The sequence below is a fragment of the Furfurilactobacillus curtus genome, from assembly GCF_054657915.1.
In genome coordinates, this window is the sequence record NZ_BAAHXU010000001.1 from 1,242,082 (window position 1) to 1,264,033 (window position 21,952).

A 21,952-nucleotide genomic window follows, 5' to 3' on the forward strand; every position below is an offset into this window, starting at 1 on the left:
AAGTGTGCGCAAATGTTTCGATGAGTCGAAACGCCGGTCTAATCGCAATCTATATGTTTTTGATGATTAGCCCGCCTAATTAAATTGATAATTATCACTAAAACACTCAATACTGTTACAAATCTATCGAACACTGTGCGATAAAAGAATCCTTGCCACAGGCAATGGGAAATTCACGTATAATGATTAAAGAACTTTTTATAGTTGCACGAATTAGGAGGTACTATGGCCAGCGAATTAGATCCAACCTTATTACATCAAGTCAACGACGCTTTATCTGACATTACTCAGCACCAACTCACGGCCACCTTGTCGTTATTAAATGACGGCAACACCATTCCGTTTGTGGCCCGGTACCGAAAAGAAATGACTGGTAGCCTAGATGAAGTTCAAATCAGAACCATCCAAGACACCTGGCAACATTTCGAAAAATTGGCCATTCGAAAGGCTGAGGTCACCAAACAAATCACCGAACAGCAGGCGATGACCCCTAAACTTGCCCAGCAAATTTCTGCGGCAACCACTTTGCAAGCCGTTGAAGATCTCTATCTGCCGTATAAACAAAAGCGGCGTACAAAGGCCACCATTGCTAAAGAAAAAGGATTATTGCCATTCGCCAAGTGGTTGCTAACTTTTGCTAACCAACCGCTTGATCAAGTAGCAACAACCTATCTGGCACCTGACCAAGGCTTAGCTACACTGGCCGATGTTTACGCCGGTGCCCACGAGATTCTCGCAGAAGCCTTTGGCGAAGAGGCCAGCTTTCGCGCGTTTATTCGTGACTATACTCGCTCCCATGCAAAACTCGTCGTCACGGTAAAACCCAAAGGAGCCACTCTCGACGAGGACGGCGTCTATCAACAGTATTACGACTTTGAACAGCCCTTGATCAAGATGGCCGCCTACCAGACACTAGCGATCAATCGCGGTGAAAAAACAGATATTCTAAAAGTTAACATCGCTGTTGATTCATCAGCGATTCTCAACTTTTTACGTTTTCGAATTGTCGGTCATCATCAAGGCCCTGCCGTTCCATTGGTTACCGAAGCCTACACCGATACGTACAAGCGTTTTATCGGCCCAGCGATTGAGCGCGAATTGCGGCGTGAACTGACTGACACGGCCAATACACATGCAATCCAAGTTTTTGGCACAAACCTTTATCACCTTCTCATGCAGGCACCCATGAAAGGCCAGGTCGTCCTTGGATTCGACCCGGCGTATCGCACTGGCTGTAAACTTGCCGTCATCGATGCTAATGGTAAATTTTTGACTAAATTAGTCATCTATCCCCATAAGCCGGCGCCAACCTCCAAACGTCAAGCCGCTGCAGGCCAACTTCATGATTTACTGGAACAATACCAAGTCACGATGATTGCAATCGGTAATGGGACCGCCTCGCGGGAATCAGAAACGTTTGTCGCGGAAGTATTACGCGGCATCCCTCGTGACATTTCATACGTCATCGTTAATGAAGCCGGCGCTTCCGTTTACTCCGCTAGTCAGGCGGCCCGGGATGAATTTCCTGACCTACACGTTGAAGAACGTAGTGCCATCAGTATTGGTCGGCGCTTGCAGGATCCACTCGCTGAATTAGTCAAAATCGATCCCCAAAGTGTCGGCGTTGGCCAGTACCAGCATGATGTGCCTAACAAAGACCTAACGGCACAATTAGATACAGTGGTTGAAACGGCGGTTAACCAAGTCGGCATCAATCTGAACACGGCCAGTGCCGAACTGTTAACTCATATTTCTGGTTTAAACCAAACCATTGCGACCAATATCATCACTTTTCGAAATGAAAACGGCCGTTATACGGATCGACGTCAATTAAAGCAGGTCCCCCGGCTTGGTCCAAAAGCTTATGAACAAGCGGTCGGATTTTTACGCATTATCGGTGGCGATAACCCACTCGATAATACTGATATTCATCCTGAAAGCTATCGAGCTGCAAACCAAATTTTGACCGAAACCGGTTTTGACGTGACGCATCTCGGCGAACCAACGTTTATTAAAACGATGCGGACCCTTGATCAGCAAGCACTAGCAGCTGAAACAAAGGCCGGTGTCGAAACGATCACTGATATTATCGCGAGTTTACTCAAACCAGGTCGTGATTTACGTGATGACATGCCAGCGCCATTACTACGCCATGACGTACTGACCATTGAAGACTTACAGCCGGGGATGAAGTTACAAGGAACCGTCCGTAATGTGATTGATTTTGGTGCCTTTGTTGACATTGGTGTCAAACATGATGGCCTGGTGCATATTTCTAAATTAACCAAACGCTTTGTTAAGAATCCCGCTGAAATTGTTTCCGTTGGCGATATTGTCACCGTTTGGGTTGAAGAAATTGACCAAAAACGGCAACGCATTCAACTGACGATGTTGGATCCGAATCAATGATTCAGAGTGCAGTCAGCCGCTTTGAGCCTGAGCACTAGCAAGTTGGCAGTGATTGGTGGACTTTACCAATTGCTGCCAACAGGCTAGGCGCAAGGATCAGGCTTACGGAACTCGACAATGACTCAGAGTGCAGTCGGCCGCTTTGAACCTGAGTACTAGCAAGTTGGCAGTGATTGGTGGACTTTACCAATTGCTGCCAACAGGCTAGGCGCAAGGATCAGGCTTACGGAACTCGACAATGACTCAGAGTGCAGTCAGCCGCTTTGAACCTGAGCACTAGCTGCTCAGAATTATTGACTATCAAACAAGAATTTGGCCAAATCCATTAAAAAAGCGCTTGGTCTAGGTAATGCTTTAATATTACCTAGACCAAGCGCTTTTACTTATAAATTGAGTGATTGGAGACATTAACAGCGTCGCAATTGCGATGATCAATGGTGATCAATATTGAATGGTTACGAAACGAGTTTGTCGAGGCAGCGTAACTTGAATTGTGCCCCGCTTTGAGATCTGCGGCCGAAGCCGAATGCCTTGATCAGTTGTCACACGATAACCGGTACCATAGTTAAAAAATGGTAAGTCAATTTGGTGGCCTTGGGCAATGGTTGGTATGACCATTTTGGTTCCATCTGGCCGTGGCATTAGCGTTACCGTCTTTTTGGTGATAACCTGTTTTCCCTGTGAAATAACGGCTTGATGCTGATAAATCTCTGTCAGATAAGGCAAGCTTCGTTTAGGCGCATAGTCAAAGTATCGTGCAGAAGTCGCAAAATGGTGGTAACCGCTGGCCGTCACAACTGGCTTAGACACGGCTACGGTGGCAATACTCGTTACTAACGTTAACAACATCGCACCGCCAACAATAACGCGGCGCCAAGATTGCCGTAGTTGGACCTGATCAACCATCAAAACAAAAACCACCAGTGTGAAAAAACTAATAAACGTGTAGAACCGCCATGGGTGCTGCAAAATTCGGACAGGTGTGTGTTCAAATAGCTGCCACGGAAATAGCTTCGTCGTCGCCCAAAATAGCAACGTGTTCAGGGTTGTCATCGTTCTACCAAAACGATCTAAATGGCGAAAACCAACCCACGTTGCGACTAAAGCAACAAGCACAATCGTCCCTAAGGTCACGCCATGAGTCAGCAGGCCAGTTTTCGTGACATTGCCAAAACCATAGCCAACTGCGACTAACGGCGAGATCGCTTGACCAGCCATGGAACCTAATTTTGGTGAGGCAATCGTGACCGCTTGACTCGTTTTTAGCATCGGTAACAATTCCGGCAGACTAACGACCAGCGTTGCTAGGCCAGTTAGAGTGAGATCGACCCACGTTCGACCATCACGCAAATCACGCCAGCCTAAGGCCAATACAACGATCACCATCCCCGCGGCTAATGCAGCCGAAAGTACATGGGTATAAACTAACATCACAGCGCCCAAAGTGGTTAGCAACCAGGCGTAACGATGCCGTTTCAACGTCAAATACAGTCCTAGAAACAATAAAGGATACCACATCATCGATTGAGCTTCTGGCAAATCAAAGCGCACCATCTCATTAAAGACGAGATAACCCGACAAGTTGTACAAGACGGCAAATAGATAAGCGCCCATAATCGGCCGGCGCGCCTGACGAACTTGCAAAAATTTCAACATGCACCAATAAGCGATCCAGCACCCTAAAATAATGTAAAGTAAATTGCCCAAATATAAAGCCGAAATTCCTGGGACCCCGAGCAGACGTAGTAGCGCATAGGGATACAAGAAAAGATAAGGGTAAAAAATCTGAATACCTAATCCCGCTTGCCGAAAAGTAAACGTGCTAATCGCGTTATGCCACGCACCCTGTTGTGCGGCCCGATACAATTCCTCAATTCGATTTACATGAAATTGTTGATCCCAGCCACCGAATAATTGATTGTTTAATAAAAAAGGCAATTCAATCACTAAGGCAACGCTAATAAATGTCAGCCACAGCCACAACCGCCGATGTTGGCGAAGCCAACCATAAAAGCCGGCCGTTTTAACATAGGCCTGCTGCTGTTGTGCCAAAGAAGCTCGATAATCCACCGTGTTTCACCCATTTTCCTAATTTTAAATAACGAACGTATCGTACCATAGGACCACTTTAGTGACGAGACAGAATTGACCGACTTTTAAATCAGATTGCCAATAAAACTCTGTCGAATATATTTTAAGTAGGCAATGTAAACGCGCGGATATTCTGACAGGTTACGTGGATCAACGTTAATCGCATCGCTAAATTTATCTAGGCGATAACGTAACGTATTGCGATGAATGTGTAGTGTCTTAGCCGTTAACGAATTATCACCATTCAGTTGCGTAAATGTCCAAAAGGTTTGTAAAAGTACCTGACCATTATTCACAGCCGCTAAAGCGATCATAGCGTCCGTAATTTCGCTAACATCAACATTGCTTTGCATCAACTCGTCGACTTCGACCAGTTGTTGATAAAAATACATATCCGTATAATGCAAATATTTGGCAATCAAAATGGTTCGCATCGCTTCATGAAGTGAGTCATGTAATGATTGTCGAACATTGCCGACTCCCATTTGCCATTGCTCATGATGTCGTACTTGCTTCAAGATTTCGTCTAACTCCCGTAAATCATCCGTAAAGATAATGTATTCCAAATGAGTAAACGTTAAATACGAGAGGGTTGAATGAGCCAACACCGCCGCTAGCTCTTGGCGTTGATGTTCATCATTGGGAATCCGAATCAAGGCCACTTGATATTTTCGTGATAAATCAATTTTTAATTTACGCGCAGTGTCTAAAAAATGTTGATCTGCATCATCCAAGGAACTCAGTAATAACCACTGATGATAGAAGATCGAACGTTCCTCGGAGTCAATTTGTTGCTGCCGATGTTCAATTTCTGATTGAACTAAAAATTCAAAACTATCCACAATGATTCGCACGAATGGTGCCACGACTGTCGGTTCACCCATAACTTCTACGGCACCCACGTTAATGTTGACTCGCACGGGAGCAATGACACCCATTTTGGCAGCATCCCAATCATCAACGGTCGTTGTCTTGGTTGTGATCGCCTCCACTGCAGCCGAATTGCGCTTTCGTGTCCGAAGATTTTTCCCATCATGATCAAAAAGTTGCAACTCATACGGTAAATCAATCTGGATGGTCTTAATCAGTCGAGTCAGGCTATCACCTGCTAGTTTTAGCATAATCGCGCTCCCCTGTTTAAATTGTGCATATGCACAATAAACTCCGTCTATCTGTATATGGCATAATTCTACCACAGGCCTGATAATAAACTCATAGTTAAATGAAAGCGCTTAATTTAACCGTGATGATTTCGATAATGAGGATGGTTTACCATGGCATTGATTGAAGAGAATTTGATTCTACTAGATATACAAGCAACTGATCGCAATGACGCCCTCAGTCAGATTGCTGAACATTTGCACAAAGATGGTTTCGTCAAAGCTAGTTATCGCGATGCCATTATTAACCGTGAGGCAAATTTTTCCACTGGCCTGCAAACTGCGACAATCGGAGTGGCAATTCCGCATACTGACGCTGAACACGTCAATACTGCTAAAATCGCGGTTGCCCGACTACAACAGCCGGTGACGTTTCAACAAATGGGTGATGGGCAACCCGTTGCAGTTGAAATGATCTTTATGCTGGCGCTAAAGGAACCACACGCCCAGTTAACTATGCTCCAAAATTTGATGACCATGTTTCAAAACACGGAGGTTATGAGTCAACTGATCCACGCAAAAACTTCCGCCGCGGTTTTAGCAATCTTAAACGAGAACAACATTAACTAATTTAAAAGGGGTATTTCAAAAAAATGGCAGTTATTAAATGGTTACTGAGCGCCGGACCCACGGTAATGCTCCCAATTTTATTATTGATCTTCGGATTACTCTTAGGCTTAAAGCCAGGTAAGGCCTTCAAAGCGGGCTTAACCGTCGGGATTGGTTTCACTGGTTTGAACTTAGTCATCGGATTACTAACATCTAACTTAGGACCAGCTGCTCAAGCGATGGTCAAGAACTTTGGCTTACATCTCTCTACGATTGACGTCGGTTGGCCAGCTGCTTCGGCAATTTCATACGGCACGGTTTTGGGGAGCTTGGCGATTCCAATTGGAGTGGCGGCTAACGTCATCTTGTTAGTCGTTGGTTTAACCAAGACACTGGATGTTGACCTGTGGAACTACTGGCACATTGCTTTTACCGGTTCACTCGTCTACGCTGCTACGCAAAACTTTGCACTTGGTTTAGTCACGATGGTCGTTCACCTCATGTGGATCTACTTCTTGGCCGATCTAGCTGCGCCAACCATTCAACGTCACTATGGCTTAGCTGGCATTTCATTTCCTCAAGGGGCTTCTGCACCTGGATTTGTCTTGGCTTTGCCAATTAACTGGTTATTAGACCGCATTCCTGGGGTCAAAAACATCGAATGGACCCCTGAACGAATTCAAAAACGACTTGGGATCTTTGGCGATTCGGCGGTGATGGGTTTAATCATTGGGATTATCATTGGTGCTTTAGCTGAATATCCAGTTGCCAAGATCTTGAACTTAGGTGTTTCAACTGCGGCCGTGCTAATCTTGATGCCGCGCATGGTGTCGCTGCTAATGGAAGGATTAACACCGATCTCTGAAGCAGCTAACAAAATGGTTCAAAAGCATTTTCCAGAACGGAACCTATATATTGGGATGGATTCAGCCTTAGCTGTTGGTCAAGAAGCTGTCTTATCTGCATCACTGATCTTAGTTCCATTGACCTTGCTTATCGCCGTTATTCTACCTGGTAACACCGTGTTACCATTTGGTGACTTGGCCACCATTCCGTTCATGATCGCGGTTATGGCTGCCGTCTTTAACGGAAATGTTTTCCGAATCGTCATCGGTGGCATCGTTGACATGGTTATCTCGTTACTCATCGCTTCATGGGCCGCCCCACTATTAACCGCTGTGGCAAAAACAGCGCACTTCAATATGAAAGGCAATTCCAGCATTTCAATCCTGTCCGATGGTGGTGCGTGGACGACTTGGATGATTGTTGGCCTCGGTAAGAGTTTCTTGTGGCTTGGAATTATCGGACTGGGTATAATTGCTTTGGCCCTAATGATCTGGCTCAACAAATTTCATAAACAAACAAATGTAGATTAGTTTTTAAAATAAAAGGAGAACCAAATTATGGCAAAGAAAGATTTAATGGTTGTCTGTGGAACTGGGATTGCAACGTCAACGGTCGCAACTGGCAAAATCAAAGACTATTTGGAAGATCAAGGACTGATTGATCAAGTTGTCTTCCACCAATCCAAGATTGCCGATGAAGTCGCTAATATTGACAATGGTGACTACGATATTGTCGTTTCAACCACCATGGTGCCAAGCAACATCAAAGACAAGGTGATTTCAGGTGTGCCTTTGTTAACTGGTATTGGCATCGACTCCGTATTTGAGGAAATCAAAAAAGAAGTTGAAGCTTGATTGCTGGTGAAATTGGGTTAACAACTTATTAAACAAGATAGCCCCACGATTAGCGTTTTAATCCTAATCGAGGAGCTATCTTTTCGTTTGCTTTACTAACTTATAAGATGATTTTTAGGATTTAGTTCGTCACCTTTTCAGCTTCCTTAGCAACTGCCGCCATCGCCAATGCATTGATCCAGTTCAATGGCTGATCAAAGTTAGGTTGGAAGAACATGTCGACCATCGACAACGTCTCGATTGTCATCTTGGTTTGAATTGCCAAAGAAATCACGTTAGCGGAAACAGAAACATCATGCGCACTGTAGAACGCGCCACCTAAGACTTGATGAGTCTTTGGATCCCACGTTAACGTACACAAAATACTAGTCGTCGATAACATGAAGTCTGGTCGGTAATCTTGCTTAATCGTGACGGTTTCATAATCAACGTTACGAACCTTCGCTCCTTCAGCAGTTAAGCCTGATGCTGCAATCGTTTGCCCGTATAATTCAACAGCAGAAGTTGCTTGGGTCCCGAGATATTTTTCGGTCGGTGCAACCAAATTGTGGCCCACAAGAATCCCCTGACGCACTGCGTTAGTTGCCAATGGAATGTAATCATTTTTACCAGTTGGATTGTAATGAACAGCTGCAGAATCCCCTGCCGCAAAAATGTCTAGGTTACTAGAGCGCATGTAATCGTCCGTGATAATAGCACCATTTGGCAACATGTCCACTTTGCCCTTCATCAATTCCGTCCGTGGCCGAAAACCAGTACACAATACAGCAATATCAGCTGTGTACGAACCCTTGTCAGTAGTGACGGTAATCTGATCCTCACCGCTAAAGCTGACGACCTTTTCGCCAAGCGCTAATTTAACATCATGATCACGATATTCCTGTTCAACTTGGTCAGTAATGTCGCGGTCAAAATTCTTAGCCAATACTCGTGGTAGCGCATCGATTAAGGTGACCTCTTTATCTGTCAGGCTATATTGCTCTGCCAATTCGGCCCCAATATAACCTGAACCGATCACGATTGCACTTTTAATCTGTTTCGCTGACGCTTGTAACTTCTTTGCGTCATCCCAGTTCTTACACAGATAAACGTTTTGATTATCGATACCTTCAATTGGTGGAATAATCGGTGCTGAACCAGTAGTAACCACTAATTTATCATAAGAATCGGTGGCCACCTGATTCGTGGTTAAGTCAGTCACCGTAACAGTCTTAGTTTCCGGATTAATCGCTGTAACCTCGTGTTTCATCTTCATGTTGGCACCAAGCCCAGTTAAGGCCTCAGGGCTTGAATAAAACATTTTTTCAGGATCAGAGACATGATCACCAACCCACAATGCAATCCCACAAGAAAGAAACGACACCGTGTCATTTTTTTCGTAGACAGTCACCTGTGTGCCTGGGTGATCTGTTAAAATTTGTTGCGCGGCAAAAGTTCCAGCATGCGTGGCACCAACGATGATTACTTTCATAAGTCTACTCCTTCACAAAAACGGTTGTGTAAAATCAAGTTGTGTACAACCACAGTTTATCGATTTAGAAACCGCTGTCAATGCTATTGTCATACCTCTTCAATGCCTTCACTAGACGATCATCCGTCACCCGATGGCATCGCAAAAGATTGTGAAATTTTTATTTATAACCTGATAGCATGCTTGGTACAGTTGAACCCGAAGTACCCGATTAATTAATCAGCCATTGCGGGCGCAATTTTAGGAAGGGACATAAACACGGTCCCAAATCCAGTCTACGATAGATTGTTCAATCCAGAGTCGAGCACCATAACATGGTATGAAGACGCAAGGATTTTAAGAGTCGCTTGCTAGTAGTCACTAGCAGGCTAATTAGGTCAACCTGGACGTAACGGGCATCGGTTCAGCCTGTGTCGTTATCGTTAGCGGACTTCGCTTACGATAAGGCCTGACTGTGAAACCGGTGCACCTCCGGGTTCAGAGCAGGCCCACGGCGTTCCAGCCGAATGCCCGTGGAGTTCAGGTTGGCCGGCAGTGAACAAGCGTGTAACCAGCCAATCTAAGTACACTAATGCTAATCTAAACTGCCCACCCTAGGATCGTAAACGGGCTAAAACCGTCCAATTACGATTGCCAGTTGGGGTTCACTTTCGCCCCAGTGCTCAGCTTGTTTCACGGGATCAAGGACGTCTTCAATTATGGCAAGAAGGGATCACACACAACTTTAAAATATAAAATGAGTGAACCGAAAAGTAGGCCCACCTGGACGTAACGGGCATCGGCTCAGCCTGTGTCGTTATCGTTAGCGGGCTTCGCTTACGATAAGGCCTGACTGTGAAACCGGTGCACTTCCGGGTTCAGAGCAGGCTCACGGCGTTCCAGCCGAATGTCCGTGGAGTTCAGGTTGGCCGGCAGTGCATAACACTGTAACGAGCCAATCTAAACCTAAAGAGTAGATGTCGGTCTTGCTCATCTCTTTCTTAAACGTGCTCACAAGACCTGATCCCTGTGCCCAACCAACAAGCACAATTGGGCCAAATCCACCCACTCGTGCCTGTCCGTTGGTGCTCAAGATCACCCGGTCTTGCTCGCACTCTCTGCTTGTTGTCCACCCACTAATTCGGTATACTAGCGGCATTAGTAACCGTTTTCATTCACTACTTAAAGGGGTTATTTACATGGCTTTTGTCACTGAACACTACATTCTAGCCGTCGATCAAGGGACCACCGCCTCACGGGCAGTTGTCATTAACCAACATGGTCGGCGTGTTACCGCGGCTTCACAACCACTACCACAAATCAACCGACATCCTGGCTGGATTGAGCATGATCCCAATTTGCTATGGAACTCGGTCCAATCGGTCATTTCCACTGTGCTGATCAACGCCGGTATTCATCCTGATCAAATTGATGGCGTGGGCATCGTTACGCAACGGGAAACAACCATTATCTGGGATCGCCAAACTGGGGAACCAATTGCCCCGGCTATCGGTTGGCAGTCCAAGCAAATTGACAGTACCACGCCAAAGCTTATCGCAGATGGCTATGGCGACATGATTCATGAAAAAACAGGTCTATTTATAAATTCATATTTTTCAGCTGCCAAGATTCGCTGGTTACTAGACCATGTCGATGGTGCTCAAACACGAGCCGAACGTGGTGAACTGTGTTTTGGCACGGTTGATTCTTGGTTGGCCTGGAAATTGTCAGGGTCAGCTCTGCATGTGACCGATTATTCCAATGCAAGCCGGACCATGCTCTTTAATATCCATACGTTAGATTGGGATGACGAGATTCTCAAACTGATGAACATCCCCCGTGTGATGTTGCCAGCCGTTAAATCTTCGGCCGAAGTCTATGGGCATACCCAAAACTATCAGTTTTTTGGTGCTGAAGTTCCCATTGCTGCCTTAGCTGGAGACCAACAGGCCGCCCTGTTCGGCCAAATGGGCTTTGAAAAAGGGGTCATCAAGAACACATATGGTGCAGGTGCCTTTATCGTAATGAACACCGGAACAGAGCCCTTAATTTCAAACAATGGCCTGCTCACAACGATTGCTTACGGTGCCAACGGAACGATTAAGTACGCCTTAGAAGGATCCATCTTCGTCGCTGGTTCGGCGATTGGTTGGCTTCATGATGAAATGAAAATGATTCCTGACGAGCCAGCTGCTAAACGGGCTGCACTAGCTTCTACAGACGATGATGAAGTTTATGTCGTTCCTGCCTTTTCTGGTTTAGGAGCCCCTTACTGGGATCCGGACGCTCGGGGCGCCGTTTATGGCATCACGCGGGGCACCACACAAAATGACTTTGTCAAAGCCACCTTGCAGTCGATTGCTTACCAAACACGTGATGTCATTGAAACCATGCGAAAAGATACCCAACTTGCCATTCCGCGACTTAAGGCAGATGGTGCCTCCTCACGCAATACTTACCTGATGCAATTTCAAGCCGATATTTTAAATATGGAAATTGACCGTTCTGCCGATGAAGAGACAACGGCGCTAGGGGCCGCTTATCTGGCAGGACTTGCGGTCGGCTTCTGGGATAACATCGATGATTTAGCCAAAATTTATCAGGCCGGCAAAACCTTTTCACCCACTATGGGACAATCTCAACGACAACGTTTGTACCAAGGCTGGCAACTGGCCGTTAAAGCGACGACTTTATTTAAGCTACCACCAGACAACAACGGCTAACTAAGCAATGGAAACTTTTTTCAGGTACAAATCTAATTCATGAAAAAAATTTAATTTTCTTTTTAATGGACCAGACCAATGGCAAAGCTTGATTTAATACGTTTTCACTGAAAATCGTACTTGTAAAATGAATGTAAACGGTTGCGTAAGGCGGTGCAACAGCTTTCATATTGTTATATAATGAACCTCGGCAACGTTATAAAGGAATTCGCCTTTGTAACACTGCGTTTAACCTACATCTTAAGGCATTTAAGGAGTGAAAAACGTGGCAACAGAATATAGCTCATTGTTTACGTTCTTTGGCGGCACTGGTGACTTGGCCAAACGTAAACTTTACCCATCATTATTTAAACTTTATGTTCGCGGAAATCTTGGTGAACACTTTGCTGTCATCGGGACTGCCCGTGATAGCTGGAGTGATGACCAATTTCGTGAGGTCGTTACTCAATCGATTCGCGAGGATCAACCAGATGCAGATATGCACGCCGCAAGTGTCTTTGTCACGCACTTCTACTATCTCGCCCACGATGTCACTGATAAAGCCCACTATGCTGTTATGAAAGATCTAGTTGAAAAGCTAGATGAACAATATAGCTTAAAAGGCAACCGAATTTTCTATCTGTCAATGGCACCACGTTTCTTTGGTGAAGTTGCCCTGAACTTGAAGTCCGAAGGTCTATTGTCAGAAGACGGCTCAAACCGTTTAGTCATTGAAAAACCATTTGGGACCGACTTTACCACTGCTGAGACGTTGAACGAGCAGTTGTCCGGTGCATTTGAAGAAAAACAAATCTACCGCATCGACCACTACCTCGGCAAGGAAATGGTTCAAAACATTCAAGCCTTACGCTTTGGCAATACGCTAGTTGAATCCTTGTGGAACAACCGTTATATCGACAACGTGCAGGTTACCTTAAGTGAAAAGCTAGGGGTTGAAGATCGCGCCGGTTATTATGACACGGCAGGTGCTTTACGTGATATGGTCCAAAACCACATCATGCAAATTGTCTCTCAATTGGCAATGGAACAACCCGTATCGTTTACTGATTCTGATGTCCGTGTTGAAAAGATCAAAGCGCTCCGTTCACTGCGGGTGTACAGCCCCGCAGAAGCAGCCAAGAATTTCATCCGTGGTCAGTATGGCGCTAATGATACAGAACCTGCTTACCGTGATGAACCAAATGTGCCTAAGGATTCCGCTAATGACACATTTGTTGCCGGTAAATTATTATTCGACAACTATCGCTGGTCTGGTGTACCATTCTACGTTCGTACCGGGAAACGACTAGCCGATAAGTTTACACGTATCGACGTGGTCTTTAAAAAGCCATTGATCGACATCTTTGCTTTCCCTCAGAACCGAGACAACTCATTAGCACCAAATGTCTTAACGATTTATGTCGAACCAAATTCAGGCTTCTCCTTACAATTAAACGCTAAAACAGCTGGTCAAGGCTTTGAAACGGAACCCATTCATTTGGACTTCCAGCAAGATGTTGCGCAAAAAGAAGAAACACCAGAACCATATGAACGTTTATTGCACGACACCTTAAAAGGCGACCAAACGAACTTTGCTTCATGGGACGAAGTTTCTTACGCCTGGAAATTTGTCGATGTGATTCAGAAGTTGTGGGATTCAGAAACGCCTGACTTCCCGAACTATGTCTCTGGTTCAATGGGGCCTGCCGCTTCAGATGAACTGTTACAACGGGATCACCGTTCATGGATCTACCGTTTGAATCGATAATAACTCGCTTTAAAGCACTCAGAAATAAGAATTTAATACCAGTAAAAAATCTCTCCTAAACGATTAGGAGAGATTTTTTTGTTCATTATTTAGACTTCAATTGTCACAGTTCATTCACGATCAGCCTTGGTTTCCTCGCAGCTTACTGTTTTGAATCTAATCTAATGAGCGATTTCTAAACGCATACATCATTGCTGGCAAAATCGTGAGTGCGCTGATCAGTGAATAGGTCGTATCTAAAACAGTAATTAACCCAAATGAATTTAAAACTGGAAAATGAACAAACAGCAGTGTCGAAAAACCTCCAATTACGGTCAAACCAGAAACGGTAATCGCCCTGCCGACAGAACCCATCGCCGTTTCGATCGCTTGAATAGTGGACTGTCCGGTTCGTAGTTCTTCAATGTACCGTTCCAAAATCAAAATCGTAAATTCCGTTCCGATACCTAGGACTAATGAACTCAAGGCAATCGTGACTGGATTGTAACTGATGCCCAAAATTGCCAGGGTCATGGGTGACAGTCCTAAGACAATGATGATCGGCACTAATGGATATAGTGCGTATCGTAAATTGCGATAAACGAGCAATAACACTAATGCGATAATCACCAAACCAACGACAATAATTAGTTCGTGATTAGCCGTCATATTATCAATCCCCTGCAGCATCATCGCCTGACTGCCAGCGGCAACAATTGTCATGCCACTTGGCTTATTTATCTGTTTGGCATCATTGGAGATGCGGTTCATCAAATGCAGCATTTCGTCGGAATCTAAGTGCGGATTCACTTTAAATGAAATTGTCGCAAATTTATGATTGTTACTAATTAAGGTAGATTTCATGACTTGGGGCATGTCTTTAATCGTGGCATTGACTTGCGTTTGCTTCAATTGACCACTGCCATTTTGATGCATGGTCGTGCCTAATGAGGTCACCGCTTGCAGCTTTCCATGACCATATTTATGAAGCTCTTGCTGACCAAAGGTATTCGCTTTTGCTAAGACCGCTTTGTCACGAGTATCTGGGGATGAAACTAAGTAAGTCAAGTTAGTCGTTGAACCAACCATATCGCTTAATCGATTGGTCCGTTTCAAGGCTGGAATGTCTTGTGGAACCATCTTCATCATATCAGTCTCAACGTTAATACGACTTTCAAAAAAGAAACCAATTCCGCCGAGAATAACTCCCAGCGTGATAATAATTAAACTGTGTTCGGTCACCCATGCACCATAACGGACTAACCCACGTGACAACCAAGAATCATTTGTGGCAGCCACTTTAGCTACGCGTCCGCGGGCAAGTTGTCGTCGATCTAACACCGTTAGCGTTGCGAACATCAAGACCAATTCAACAACGTAACAAATAACGACTCCCATTGCCAACGTGATCCCAAAATTGCGCATCATCGGCGCCCGTGAGATCAGCATCGTCAGAAAACTCAGCGCCATCACAATAACAGCGGTCCCAACGGCCGGCCCAGTATGCGTAATGGTTGCAGTAGTCGCCTGCATACCATCGTGATCATGAGCAAACTCTTCTTCATAGCGATTCAAGAATTGAACCCCAAAATCTGTGCCTAACCCAATAATAATTGGTAAAGTTGCCATCGTCGCCATGGTTAATTCGATCCCGAACCAACCCATTAGCCCAAATGTCCAAATCAAACCGAATAAAACAAATAGTAGCGGCAATAAACGCCGGCGAACCTGGAAGACTAACAGTAAGATACCAATCATCAACAGCACGCCGACAACTAACATAATCGCCATGCTCTGTGACATTAAGGACATAATCGAAGCGGAAATCGCTGGCATTCCGTCAATCTCGCTATTCATCGAACCCTGCTTAAGACCAGCTTTCGTTAATTGCTGGTTGATTTTACGGGTGTACCGCGCAAAGGAATTTTGATTAACATCCCCGTTTAATGTCACCGTAATCAGCAGATGTTTGCCATTTTTAGGTAATAATTGACGCATTTGTTGTGGCACTTTACCCTGGTCACGATACACAAGTTGATTGATCAGCGCCTGAGACATCGACTGCACTGGGGGCAACATGGTTAACATCTGCTTGGCAAATTGACTTCGCTGTAAGGGTGAAAGTTGTTGGAGCGTATAAGCCTGTACTTGTTGCTGCTGGACGGTGGTCAATACTGCCGTAATGCTTGTCGGATCAGCGATTGCGCTTGGATTGGTAGCTAAGGTCTGTTGCTGATCCGGTGTTAATAGCGTTTTCGTATAGGCAGCGATTTGCTGTTGTTGCGTCGCCGACAGTGCCTGACCTAATTGGCGTTGCAACTTAGCGTGTTGCTTGGCTGACAATTGTGCCATCATCGCTTTTTGCAACTGTGGATTAGCCTGCTGTTGACCCTGATTCGCCTGCTGCACTTTCAGTGACGCATTCAAGACATCGACAACACTGGTGGTCGCATGTACGCCGTGTTCTTTATCAATGGCCGACGTGAAACGGGCCACCTTTTTTAAAGTGGCGGGTGTCGTGACACGTTTACCCTGATTTGAAACATCAATTAAATAGGTACTACCACCAAAGTGCCGCTCATATTTTGTTGAATCACGACTTAGTTTAGCGGATTTGGACACAAAAATACTGTTATCTGTGTTCATGGTTACCCGTGGCAACCCTAACCCCACCAATATTGTCAACACAACTGTCACAATCATCATTAGTCCCGCATGATCATGAATGAAGTGCCCAATACGATTAAACAAATCTGTCATCTAGCTTTCCCTCCTAATGTTGCAATGAATCCTGAACCAGTATAGAAAGTTGGCCTTAAAATAGACAGCATCAAAATAGCTCGATTGCCGCAAAAAAAGACGGATTCGCCAATCCGTCTCTTACCAATTCGATATTATGGGACCCTTAACCGCCAGTCCAGCTTTTAAAAAGGCCTTAAAATCAGTTTCATCAATTTCGGGATGATTTAACCAAGTCATCAACATTCCCACAATCGAAGAGGCAAACGCTTCTTTAGCAAAGGCCGGATTAGGCGCCGACTCAAGGGGGATGGCCACAAAATCAAGGACAAAATCACAGTCGTCCTGTTTGTCTAGCATTGCGGTTAATTCATGGATAATTTCTTGGTAAAAATTAAAGCTGGTATTATTCATCAAGATGTTCTTAATGACCCGGCGATTATTATTGACCCACTCCACTAGTCCGTCAATCAAGTCATCGGCCGTCATATTTTCCGTGGTCTCAAATGATTGCCATAATGACTCACTAAGTGCGTCACTAAGCAAATCAAATTTATTATGAAAATAACGATAAAATGTGCTCCGATTGACCTGACCAGCTTCAGCTAAATCAGCTGCTGTAATTTTTTCCAACGGCTTTTTTTGAAGTAAGTTAATCAAGGTCAAGGCTAAGTGTCGTTGCATACGCATGTTTTGTTGTGACATGACCATCGGTAGATTCTCCAATCTTCATCTCTCTGTCTGGCATCCACTCTACCATCCAACACTTGTCTTGACGAGCAACAAATTGAAGAATCTGTCGCAATAATGATCAATCACTTAGCCACCTCGATTTGCAACCCGAGCGATCCTATTGGTTAACTTTAGCCTTCTTTTCGCTTAATCAACTAATTTGATTGTTCGTTGTTTCCCATCAATGACGGTTGCGAATAAACCGTCGTGTCGGCGAGCCTCAACAATTGAACCTGTGAATTCTGGACTGTGTACATCAAATTGATAAAAACCACTCCCTAATTCAGTGACATCAATTTCATAAGCCCCCAATTGATCATCTTGTCCTTGTAATGACTGGCTGCATGATGCCTGTAAATGTCTCTGTCTCACATTTGCCTCCTAACCTAAACCGTGACTTTTGCTCAAATTAACTCATATCGCTAACCCATCAATGTCAACTCACTCTGATTAAATTCTACTTGGCGACAGTATGTTAGTGCAATTAGATGGTTAAATCATTACCCAAGCTTAAGCTTATGCAACAATACGTTTTTGTTTCGAAAACGTAACGCTAGCAGGACCATCTTGGCGATGAGGTTTTTTTGCACAACAAAAAAGCTCGAGCGCATTTTGCGCCGAGCTCTCCATCTGCTTAATTCTTACGATTCAACTTTGAGCGTCATCGCCATTCCTAATCCGCCACCAATACACATGCTTGCAAGTCCGGTCTGCTGTTGCGTTTGTTTTAACGCGTAAATCAGACTCGTGATCAACCGTGCACCAGTTGCACCAATTGGATGACCAATGGCAATCGAACCACCATTGGGATTTAACTTATCTATCGGGATCTGCAAGTCGCGCGCCACGGCCACACTGGGCGCTGCGAAAGCTTCATTAATCTCGAATAAATCAATATCTGCGATTTGTTGGCCTGTTTTGGCAAATAACTTTGTAATCGCTGTTACTGGTGAGTAGCCCATCAACTGTGGATCAACACCGACTTCTTGATAACCCGTAATGGTTGCCAATGGGGATAATCCCAATGATGTCGCTTTACTGCGCCGCATCAGAATCAACGCAGATGCACCATCATTCAATGGAGCAGCATTACCGGCTGTGACCGTACCATCCACTTTAAAGATCGTTTTCAACTTCGCCAATTGCGCCAAACTCGTGTCCTCACGAATCGTTTCATCACGCGTTAGGGTCTTTTCCCCATGGCGAGACTCGACGGTTATCGGTAATATTTCAGCCGTGAATCGGTGGTTGTCACTAGCTGCCGCCGCTTTACGGTGGGACGCTAATGCAAATTCGTCTTGCTGCTTACGAGATACATGGTAAACTTCGGCAACATTTTCCGCTGTCATACCCATTGGAACGCCGGAAAAGGCATCCGTCAAACCATCATGTTCCATGCTATCGATTAACGTCGTATCACCAAATTTAGTCCCAAACCGCATGTTGGTCGCCAAATAGGGCGCCTGACTCATACTTTCGGTGCCACCAACTAAGACAGTGTCGGCGTCCCCCATCGCAATGGCTGCTTGCCCTAAACGGATCGCTTTAAGCCCTGATCCGCAAACTTCATTGATCGTCATCGCCGGGCTATGCTCGGGCACGCCTGCCCGAATTCCAATCTGCCGACTGACATTTTGACCAGAACCTGCTTGTAAGACATTCCCAAAAATTGTTTGGTCGATAACAGCCGGGTCAATTTGTGCCCGTTCAATTGCTGCCTTAGCCACCAAAATCCCCAATTCAACCGCGCTGAAACTAGCCAGCTGACCACCTATTTTTCCAATCGGTGTCCGCACAGCACTGACAATCACAACGTCGTCCATGATGAGCCCTCTTTCTATCCATCTCGCAATAAAAACCAAGTGTACCCGAGTTTCTTTAGTCGAGCAATTATTTTGCTGGCTGCTTGCCATAATGTAATTGAGTCTTAGCAAATCAATTCGTAAATTTATTTCACCGTTAACTGCTTTTGAAAAGTGATTCCGGTTGAAAATAATCAGCGAATCAACTAACATGATAGCTGTATTAGTGTTTAATTTCACACACTTGTGAAACATTGTCGTTGTGCTTAGCATCGGATTCATAATGATAATGATTTTCACAAAAAACATAACGAGGAAGGTTAATCATGGCAGATCAAAAAGCACAAATTGGTGTTGTTGGTTTAGCAGTTATGGGTAAGAACCTTGCCCTAAATATTGAGAGTCGCGGTTACACTGTGGGCGTTTACAACCGGTCACGGGCAAAAACTGACGATATGATGAAAGATCACAGTGAGAAGAAATTAATCCCAAGCTACACGATTGAAGACTTCGTGAACTCCTTGGAAACGCCACGGCGGATTCTGATGATGGTTAAAGCTGGTGCCCCAACGGACGCCGTTATCCAAGAATTATTACCATTACTCGATAAGGGTGACGTGTTGATCGATGGTGGAAACACGAACTTCCATGACACCATGGCCCGTAATGCTGAACTTGATAAGTCTGGTATTAACTTTATCGGCATGGGTGTTTCTGGTGGTGAATTAGGTGCCTTACAAGGACCTTCCTTGATGCCCGGTGGTCAAAAAGAAGCTTATGATTTGGTTGCACCTATCTTGGAACAAATCTCCGCTAAAGCACCCCAAGATGGCAAGCCTTGTGTCACTTACATCGGCCCTAATGGTGCTGGTCACTACGTTAAGATGGTCCACAACGGAATCGAATATGGTGATGAAGAACTAATCGACGAAAGTTACAACATCATGCGCAACGTTGCTGGTATCTCCGTTGACGAAATGGCTGACATCTTCAAAGAATGGAATGAAGGCGAACTCGACAGTTACCTGATCGAAATCACCGCTGACATTCTGACGCGTAAAGATGACCTCGGTGATGACAAGAACAAGCCAATTGTTGACATGATCCTTGACCGTGGGAACAACAAAGGAACTGGTAAGTGGAGTTCAGAAGATGCTTTGAACATCCAAGTACCACAATCCGTGATCACTGAATCTGTCTACGCACGTTACATTTCTATGATGAAAGACGAACGGGTTAAAGCTTCTAAGTCCTTGCCAGCTGCTGCTAACCAAGGCAAAGCTAACATCGGCGACAAGAAAGAGTTTGTCGAAAAGATTCGTCAAGCCCTCTATTTCAGTAAGTTAATGAGTTACGCACAAGGATTCGAACAACTACGCGTCGCTTCAGAAGCCTACAACTGGGACTTGAAGTTCGGCGAATTAGCACAAATCTGGCGTGCTGGTTGTATCATCCGCGCTCGTTTCTTACAAAACATCACGGACGCTTACGACAAAGATCCTAAGCTGACGAACTTACTGTTCGACGACTACTTCAAAGACATCGCGACGAAGTATCAAGAATCCGTTCGTGATGTAGTTGCGATGGCCGTTCAGGCTGGGGTTCCTGTACCAAGCTTCTCTGCTGCGATCACTTACTATGACAGCTTCCGTGCTGAAGTGTTACCTGCCAACTTGTTACAAGCACAACGTGACTACTTTGGCGCTCACACTTATGAACGGACTGACCGTCCTGGTAACTTCCACTACACTTGGTATAAAGAACAATAATTTTATTGATTTGGGAAAAGTCGTGCAGTTGCGCGGCTTTTTTGTTTGAATTGAAGATCAATCTCTGTTTAGTATGTTAACTTCAATTAAAAACACAATCATAAAGAAGAGGAATACTAGATGAAAGTTTTTTTAATTCGCCATTCAGAGCCAGACTATACCGCGGTAACCGAAGCTGGATTTTCGGGATTTGGCCGTGATTTAAGCAGTTTATCTGCAAACGGAATTAGCTTAGCTCAACAATGCGCCCAATCACCGATTTTTAAAAATGTTGAATTAATTCTATCTTCACCATATACTAGGGCGCTAGCAACTGCGGCCGAAATCGTTCGTTTCAATAATATCCCGCTACACATTGAACTGGGTTTACACGAATGGCGTCCAGATCGAACTGACCGCTATTTAAAAAACGGCAATCAAGCCTACGATGCTTGGTTAATTTATAAAAAAAATCATGGACAACGAACAAACGATAACTATTGGGATTATGAAACATCCACAGAGGTCAGAGCACGAGCGCTAAAGGTGCTGTCGGCCTATTCAAAGTATCATTGTCTTGCCTGTGTCACCCATGGTGAAGTGATGCGCCAATTTGGAGATTGGCAACAGATCAAGTATTGTGAAATCAAAACGATTCACCTCTTTGAGTAAGTGTATTACATTCGAAAAATGAGCTTAATTCTTACTTTATTATTGGCATCTCATTTTAAACCGAGTAAGCTTCACACCATCAAAATAACAGATAAAAACGATGCATAGCAGAGTAAACATTAGGGCTAGGTAACTTAATTTTCTCAATTCAACCAAGCCAACTTAGTGATTATAACTGGGGACTAGCCACCTTTGGCTTGGATCACATCATCTTGTATTCGTCCCCTTTATTAAGTTTCATCTATCCATTAGAAACGTTGCTTATTTTCCTCGGATTATTACGGCCATTAATTGGCAAAAATCCATTGATTTATAAAACCACCCTCGGCCTTACCTTTATCCTAGAACTCTTAGACGCGATCCATACCTTACCACCTTTATTGATTAACATTTCGCTATTCAAAACGATCAACGCCTAGACCATGCTCACCATCATCCCCTTGTTCAAGGT

The 21,952-nt window shown here is 44.6% G+C and carries 16 protein-coding genes; 9 read left to right on the plus strand and 7 right to left on the minus strand.

From position 1 onward, the window contains the following. The first annotated feature begins 225 nt into the window (after positions 1–225). Positions 226–2,409, plus strand: a complete 2,184-nt coding sequence (locus tag ACYQ0Y_RS06005; RefSeq protein ID WP_407884436.1) for a Tex family protein — start codon at positions 226–228, stop codon at positions 2,407–2,409. A gap of 441 nt (positions 2,410–2,850) precedes the next feature. On the opposite strand, the gene ACYQ0Y_RS06010 is transcribed toward ACYQ0Y_RS06005, so the two are convergent. Both ACYQ0Y_RS06010 and ACYQ0Y_RS06015 read right to left on the minus strand, forming a co-directional pair. Then, positions 2,851–4,479 carry a hypothetical protein gene (locus tag ACYQ0Y_RS06010; protein WP_407884434.1) on the minus strand — a complete coding sequence of 543 codons (1,629 nt, stop codon included), beginning with the start codon at positions 4,477–4,479 and terminating at the stop codon, positions 2,851–2,853. A gap of 86 nt (positions 4,480–4,565) precedes the next feature. After that, complete coding sequence (locus ACYQ0Y_RS06015; protein ID WP_407884432.1) at positions 4,566–5,621, minus strand: PucR family transcriptional regulator; 1,056 nt, start codon at positions 5,619–5,621, stop codon at positions 4,566–4,568. Positions 5,622–5,774: 153 nt separating this feature from the next. On the opposite strand from ACYQ0Y_RS06015, the gene ACYQ0Y_RS06020 reads away from it, so the two are divergent. From ACYQ0Y_RS06020 to ACYQ0Y_RS06030, 3 genes are read left to right on the plus strand one after another with little or no spacing between them, the layout of a single operon-like run. Then, positions 5,775–6,230, plus strand: a complete 456-nt coding sequence (locus tag ACYQ0Y_RS06020; protein ID WP_407884430.1) for a PTS sugar transporter subunit IIA — start codon at positions 5,775–5,777, stop codon at positions 6,228–6,230. A gap of 23 nt (positions 6,231–6,253) precedes the next feature. Continuing rightward, a complete protein-coding gene (locus ACYQ0Y_RS06025; RefSeq protein WP_407884428.1) occupies positions 6,254–7,585 on the plus strand; it encodes a PTS galactitol transporter subunit IIC in 1,332 nt (443 codons plus the stop codon). A 27-nt stretch (positions 7,586–7,612) separates the two neighbouring features. Next, positions 7,613–7,909, plus strand: a complete 297-nt coding sequence (locus tag ACYQ0Y_RS06030) for a PTS sugar transporter subunit IIB (protein WP_407884426.1) — start codon at positions 7,613–7,615, stop codon at positions 7,907–7,909. Positions 7,910–8,030: 121 nt separating this feature from the next. Here ACYQ0Y_RS06030 and ACYQ0Y_RS06035 read toward each other — a convergent pair whose 3' ends face one another. Beyond that, the gene (locus tag ACYQ0Y_RS06035) at positions 8,031–9,380 is read right to left on the minus strand and encodes an FAD-dependent oxidoreductase (RefSeq protein ID WP_407884424.1); all 1,350 of its coding nucleotides are present in this window, start codon (positions 9,378–9,380) and stop codon (positions 8,031–8,033) included. Between the two features lie 1,178 nt (positions 9,381–10,558). Between ACYQ0Y_RS06035 and glpK the strand changes: the two genes are divergently transcribed. Together glpK and zwf are read left to right on the plus strand one after the other, a co-directional pair. Next, positions 10,559–12,082, plus strand: a complete 1,524-nt coding sequence (gene glpK, locus ACYQ0Y_RS06040; protein ID WP_407884422.1) for a glycerol kinase GlpK — start codon at positions 10,559–10,561, stop codon at positions 12,080–12,082. Between the two features lie 265 nt (positions 12,083–12,347). Then, positions 12,348–13,829, plus strand: coding sequence for a glucose-6-phosphate dehydrogenase (zwf, locus tag ACYQ0Y_RS06045; RefSeq protein ID WP_407884420.1), 1,482 nt, complete (start codon positions 12,348–12,350; stop codon positions 13,827–13,829). A 156-nt stretch (positions 13,830–13,985) separates the two neighbouring features. Here the strand turns inward: zwf and ACYQ0Y_RS06050 are convergent, their stop codons facing one another. From ACYQ0Y_RS06050 to ACYQ0Y_RS06065, 4 genes are all read right to left on the minus strand, one after another. After that, positions 13,986–16,568 (minus strand): efflux RND transporter permease subunit, encoded by a 2,583-nt coding sequence (locus ACYQ0Y_RS06050; protein ID WP_407884418.1) that lies wholly within the window; start codon positions 16,566–16,568, stop codon positions 13,986–13,988. 120 nt (positions 16,569–16,688) lie between these two features. Further along, positions 16,689–17,258 carry a TetR/AcrR family transcriptional regulator gene (locus tag ACYQ0Y_RS06055; RefSeq protein ID WP_407884416.1) on the minus strand — a complete coding sequence of 190 codons (570 nt, stop codon included), beginning with the start codon at positions 17,256–17,258 and terminating at the stop codon, positions 16,689–16,691. A 168-nt stretch (positions 17,259–17,426) separates the two neighbouring features. Continuing rightward, positions 17,427–17,651: a hypothetical protein gene (locus ACYQ0Y_RS06060; protein WP_407884414.1), complete on the minus strand. Its 225-nt coding sequence runs from the start codon at positions 17,649–17,651 to the stop codon at positions 17,427–17,429. 269 nt (positions 17,652–17,920) lie between these two features. Further along, the gene (locus tag ACYQ0Y_RS06065) at positions 17,921–19,102 is read right to left on the minus strand and encodes a thiolase family protein (RefSeq protein ID WP_407884412.1); all 1,182 of its coding nucleotides are present in this window, start codon (positions 19,100–19,102) and stop codon (positions 17,921–17,923) included. Positions 19,103–19,407: 305 nt separating this feature from the next. Between ACYQ0Y_RS06065 and gndA the strand changes: the two genes are divergently transcribed. The 3 genes from gndA (at position 19,408) to ACYQ0Y_RS06080 (ending at position 21,920) form a co-directional block, all read left to right on the plus strand. Continuing rightward, positions 19,408–20,850, plus strand: coding sequence for an NADP-dependent phosphogluconate dehydrogenase (gndA, locus tag ACYQ0Y_RS06070; RefSeq protein WP_407884410.1), 1,443 nt, complete (start codon positions 19,408–19,410; stop codon positions 20,848–20,850). 120 nt (positions 20,851–20,970) lie between these two features. After that, entirely contained in the window at positions 20,971–21,501 is a 531-nt protein-coding gene (locus ACYQ0Y_RS06075; protein ID WP_407884408.1) for a histidine phosphatase family protein, read from the plus strand. A 146-nt stretch (positions 21,502–21,647) separates the two neighbouring features. After that, positions 21,648–21,920, plus strand: coding sequence for a branched-chain amino acid transport system II carrier protein (locus tag ACYQ0Y_RS06080; protein ID WP_459935473.1), 273 nt, complete (start codon positions 21,648–21,650; stop codon positions 21,918–21,920). Positions 21,921–21,952: the final 32 nt, after the last annotated feature.

What these genes read in the sequence shown, in the direction of transcription:
- ACYQ0Y_RS06030 (WP_407884426.1), top strand. Translation starts at nt 7,613, where the DNA reads ATGGCAAAGAAAGATTTAATGGTTGTCTGTGGAACTGGGATTGCAACG.
- ACYQ0Y_RS06055 (WP_407884416.1), bottom strand. Translation starts at nt 17,258, where the DNA reads ATGGTCATGTCACAACAAAACATGCGTATGCAACGACACTTAGCCTTG.
- ACYQ0Y_RS06075 (WP_407884408.1), top strand. Translation starts at nt 20,971, where the DNA reads ATGAAAGTTTTTTTAATTCGCCATTCAGAGCCAGACTATACCGCGGTA.
- gndA (WP_407884410.1), top strand. Translation starts at nt 19,408, where the DNA reads ATGGCAGATCAAAAAGCACAAATTGGTGTTGTTGGTTTAGCAGTTATG.
- ACYQ0Y_RS06020 (WP_407884430.1), top strand. Translation starts at nt 5,775, where the DNA reads ATGGCATTGATTGAAGAGAATTTGATTCTACTAGATATACAAGCAACT.
- glpK (WP_407884422.1), top strand. Translation starts at nt 10,559, where the DNA reads ATGGCTTTTGTCACTGAACACTACATTCTAGCCGTCGATCAAGGGACC.
- ACYQ0Y_RS06065 (WP_407884412.1), bottom strand. Translation starts at nt 19,102, where the DNA reads ATGGACGACGTTGTGATTGTCAGTGCTGTGCGGACACCGATTGGAAAA.
- ACYQ0Y_RS06025 (WP_407884428.1), top strand. Translation starts at nt 6,254, where the DNA reads ATGGCAGTTATTAAATGGTTACTGAGCGCCGGACCCACGGTAATGCTC.
- ACYQ0Y_RS06005 (WP_407884436.1), top strand. Translation starts at nt 226, where the DNA reads ATGGCCAGCGAATTAGATCCAACCTTATTACATCAAGTCAACGACGCT.
- ACYQ0Y_RS06035 (WP_407884424.1), bottom strand. Translation starts at nt 9,380, where the DNA reads ATGAAAGTAATCATCGTTGGTGCCACGCATGCTGGAACTTTTGCCGCG.
- ACYQ0Y_RS06015 (WP_407884432.1), bottom strand. Translation starts at nt 5,621, where the DNA reads ATGCTAAAACTAGCAGGTGATAGCCTGACTCGACTGATTAAGACCATC.
- ACYQ0Y_RS06050 (WP_407884418.1), bottom strand. Translation starts at nt 16,568, where the DNA reads ATGACAGATTTGTTTAATCGTATTGGGCACTTCATTCATGATCATGCG.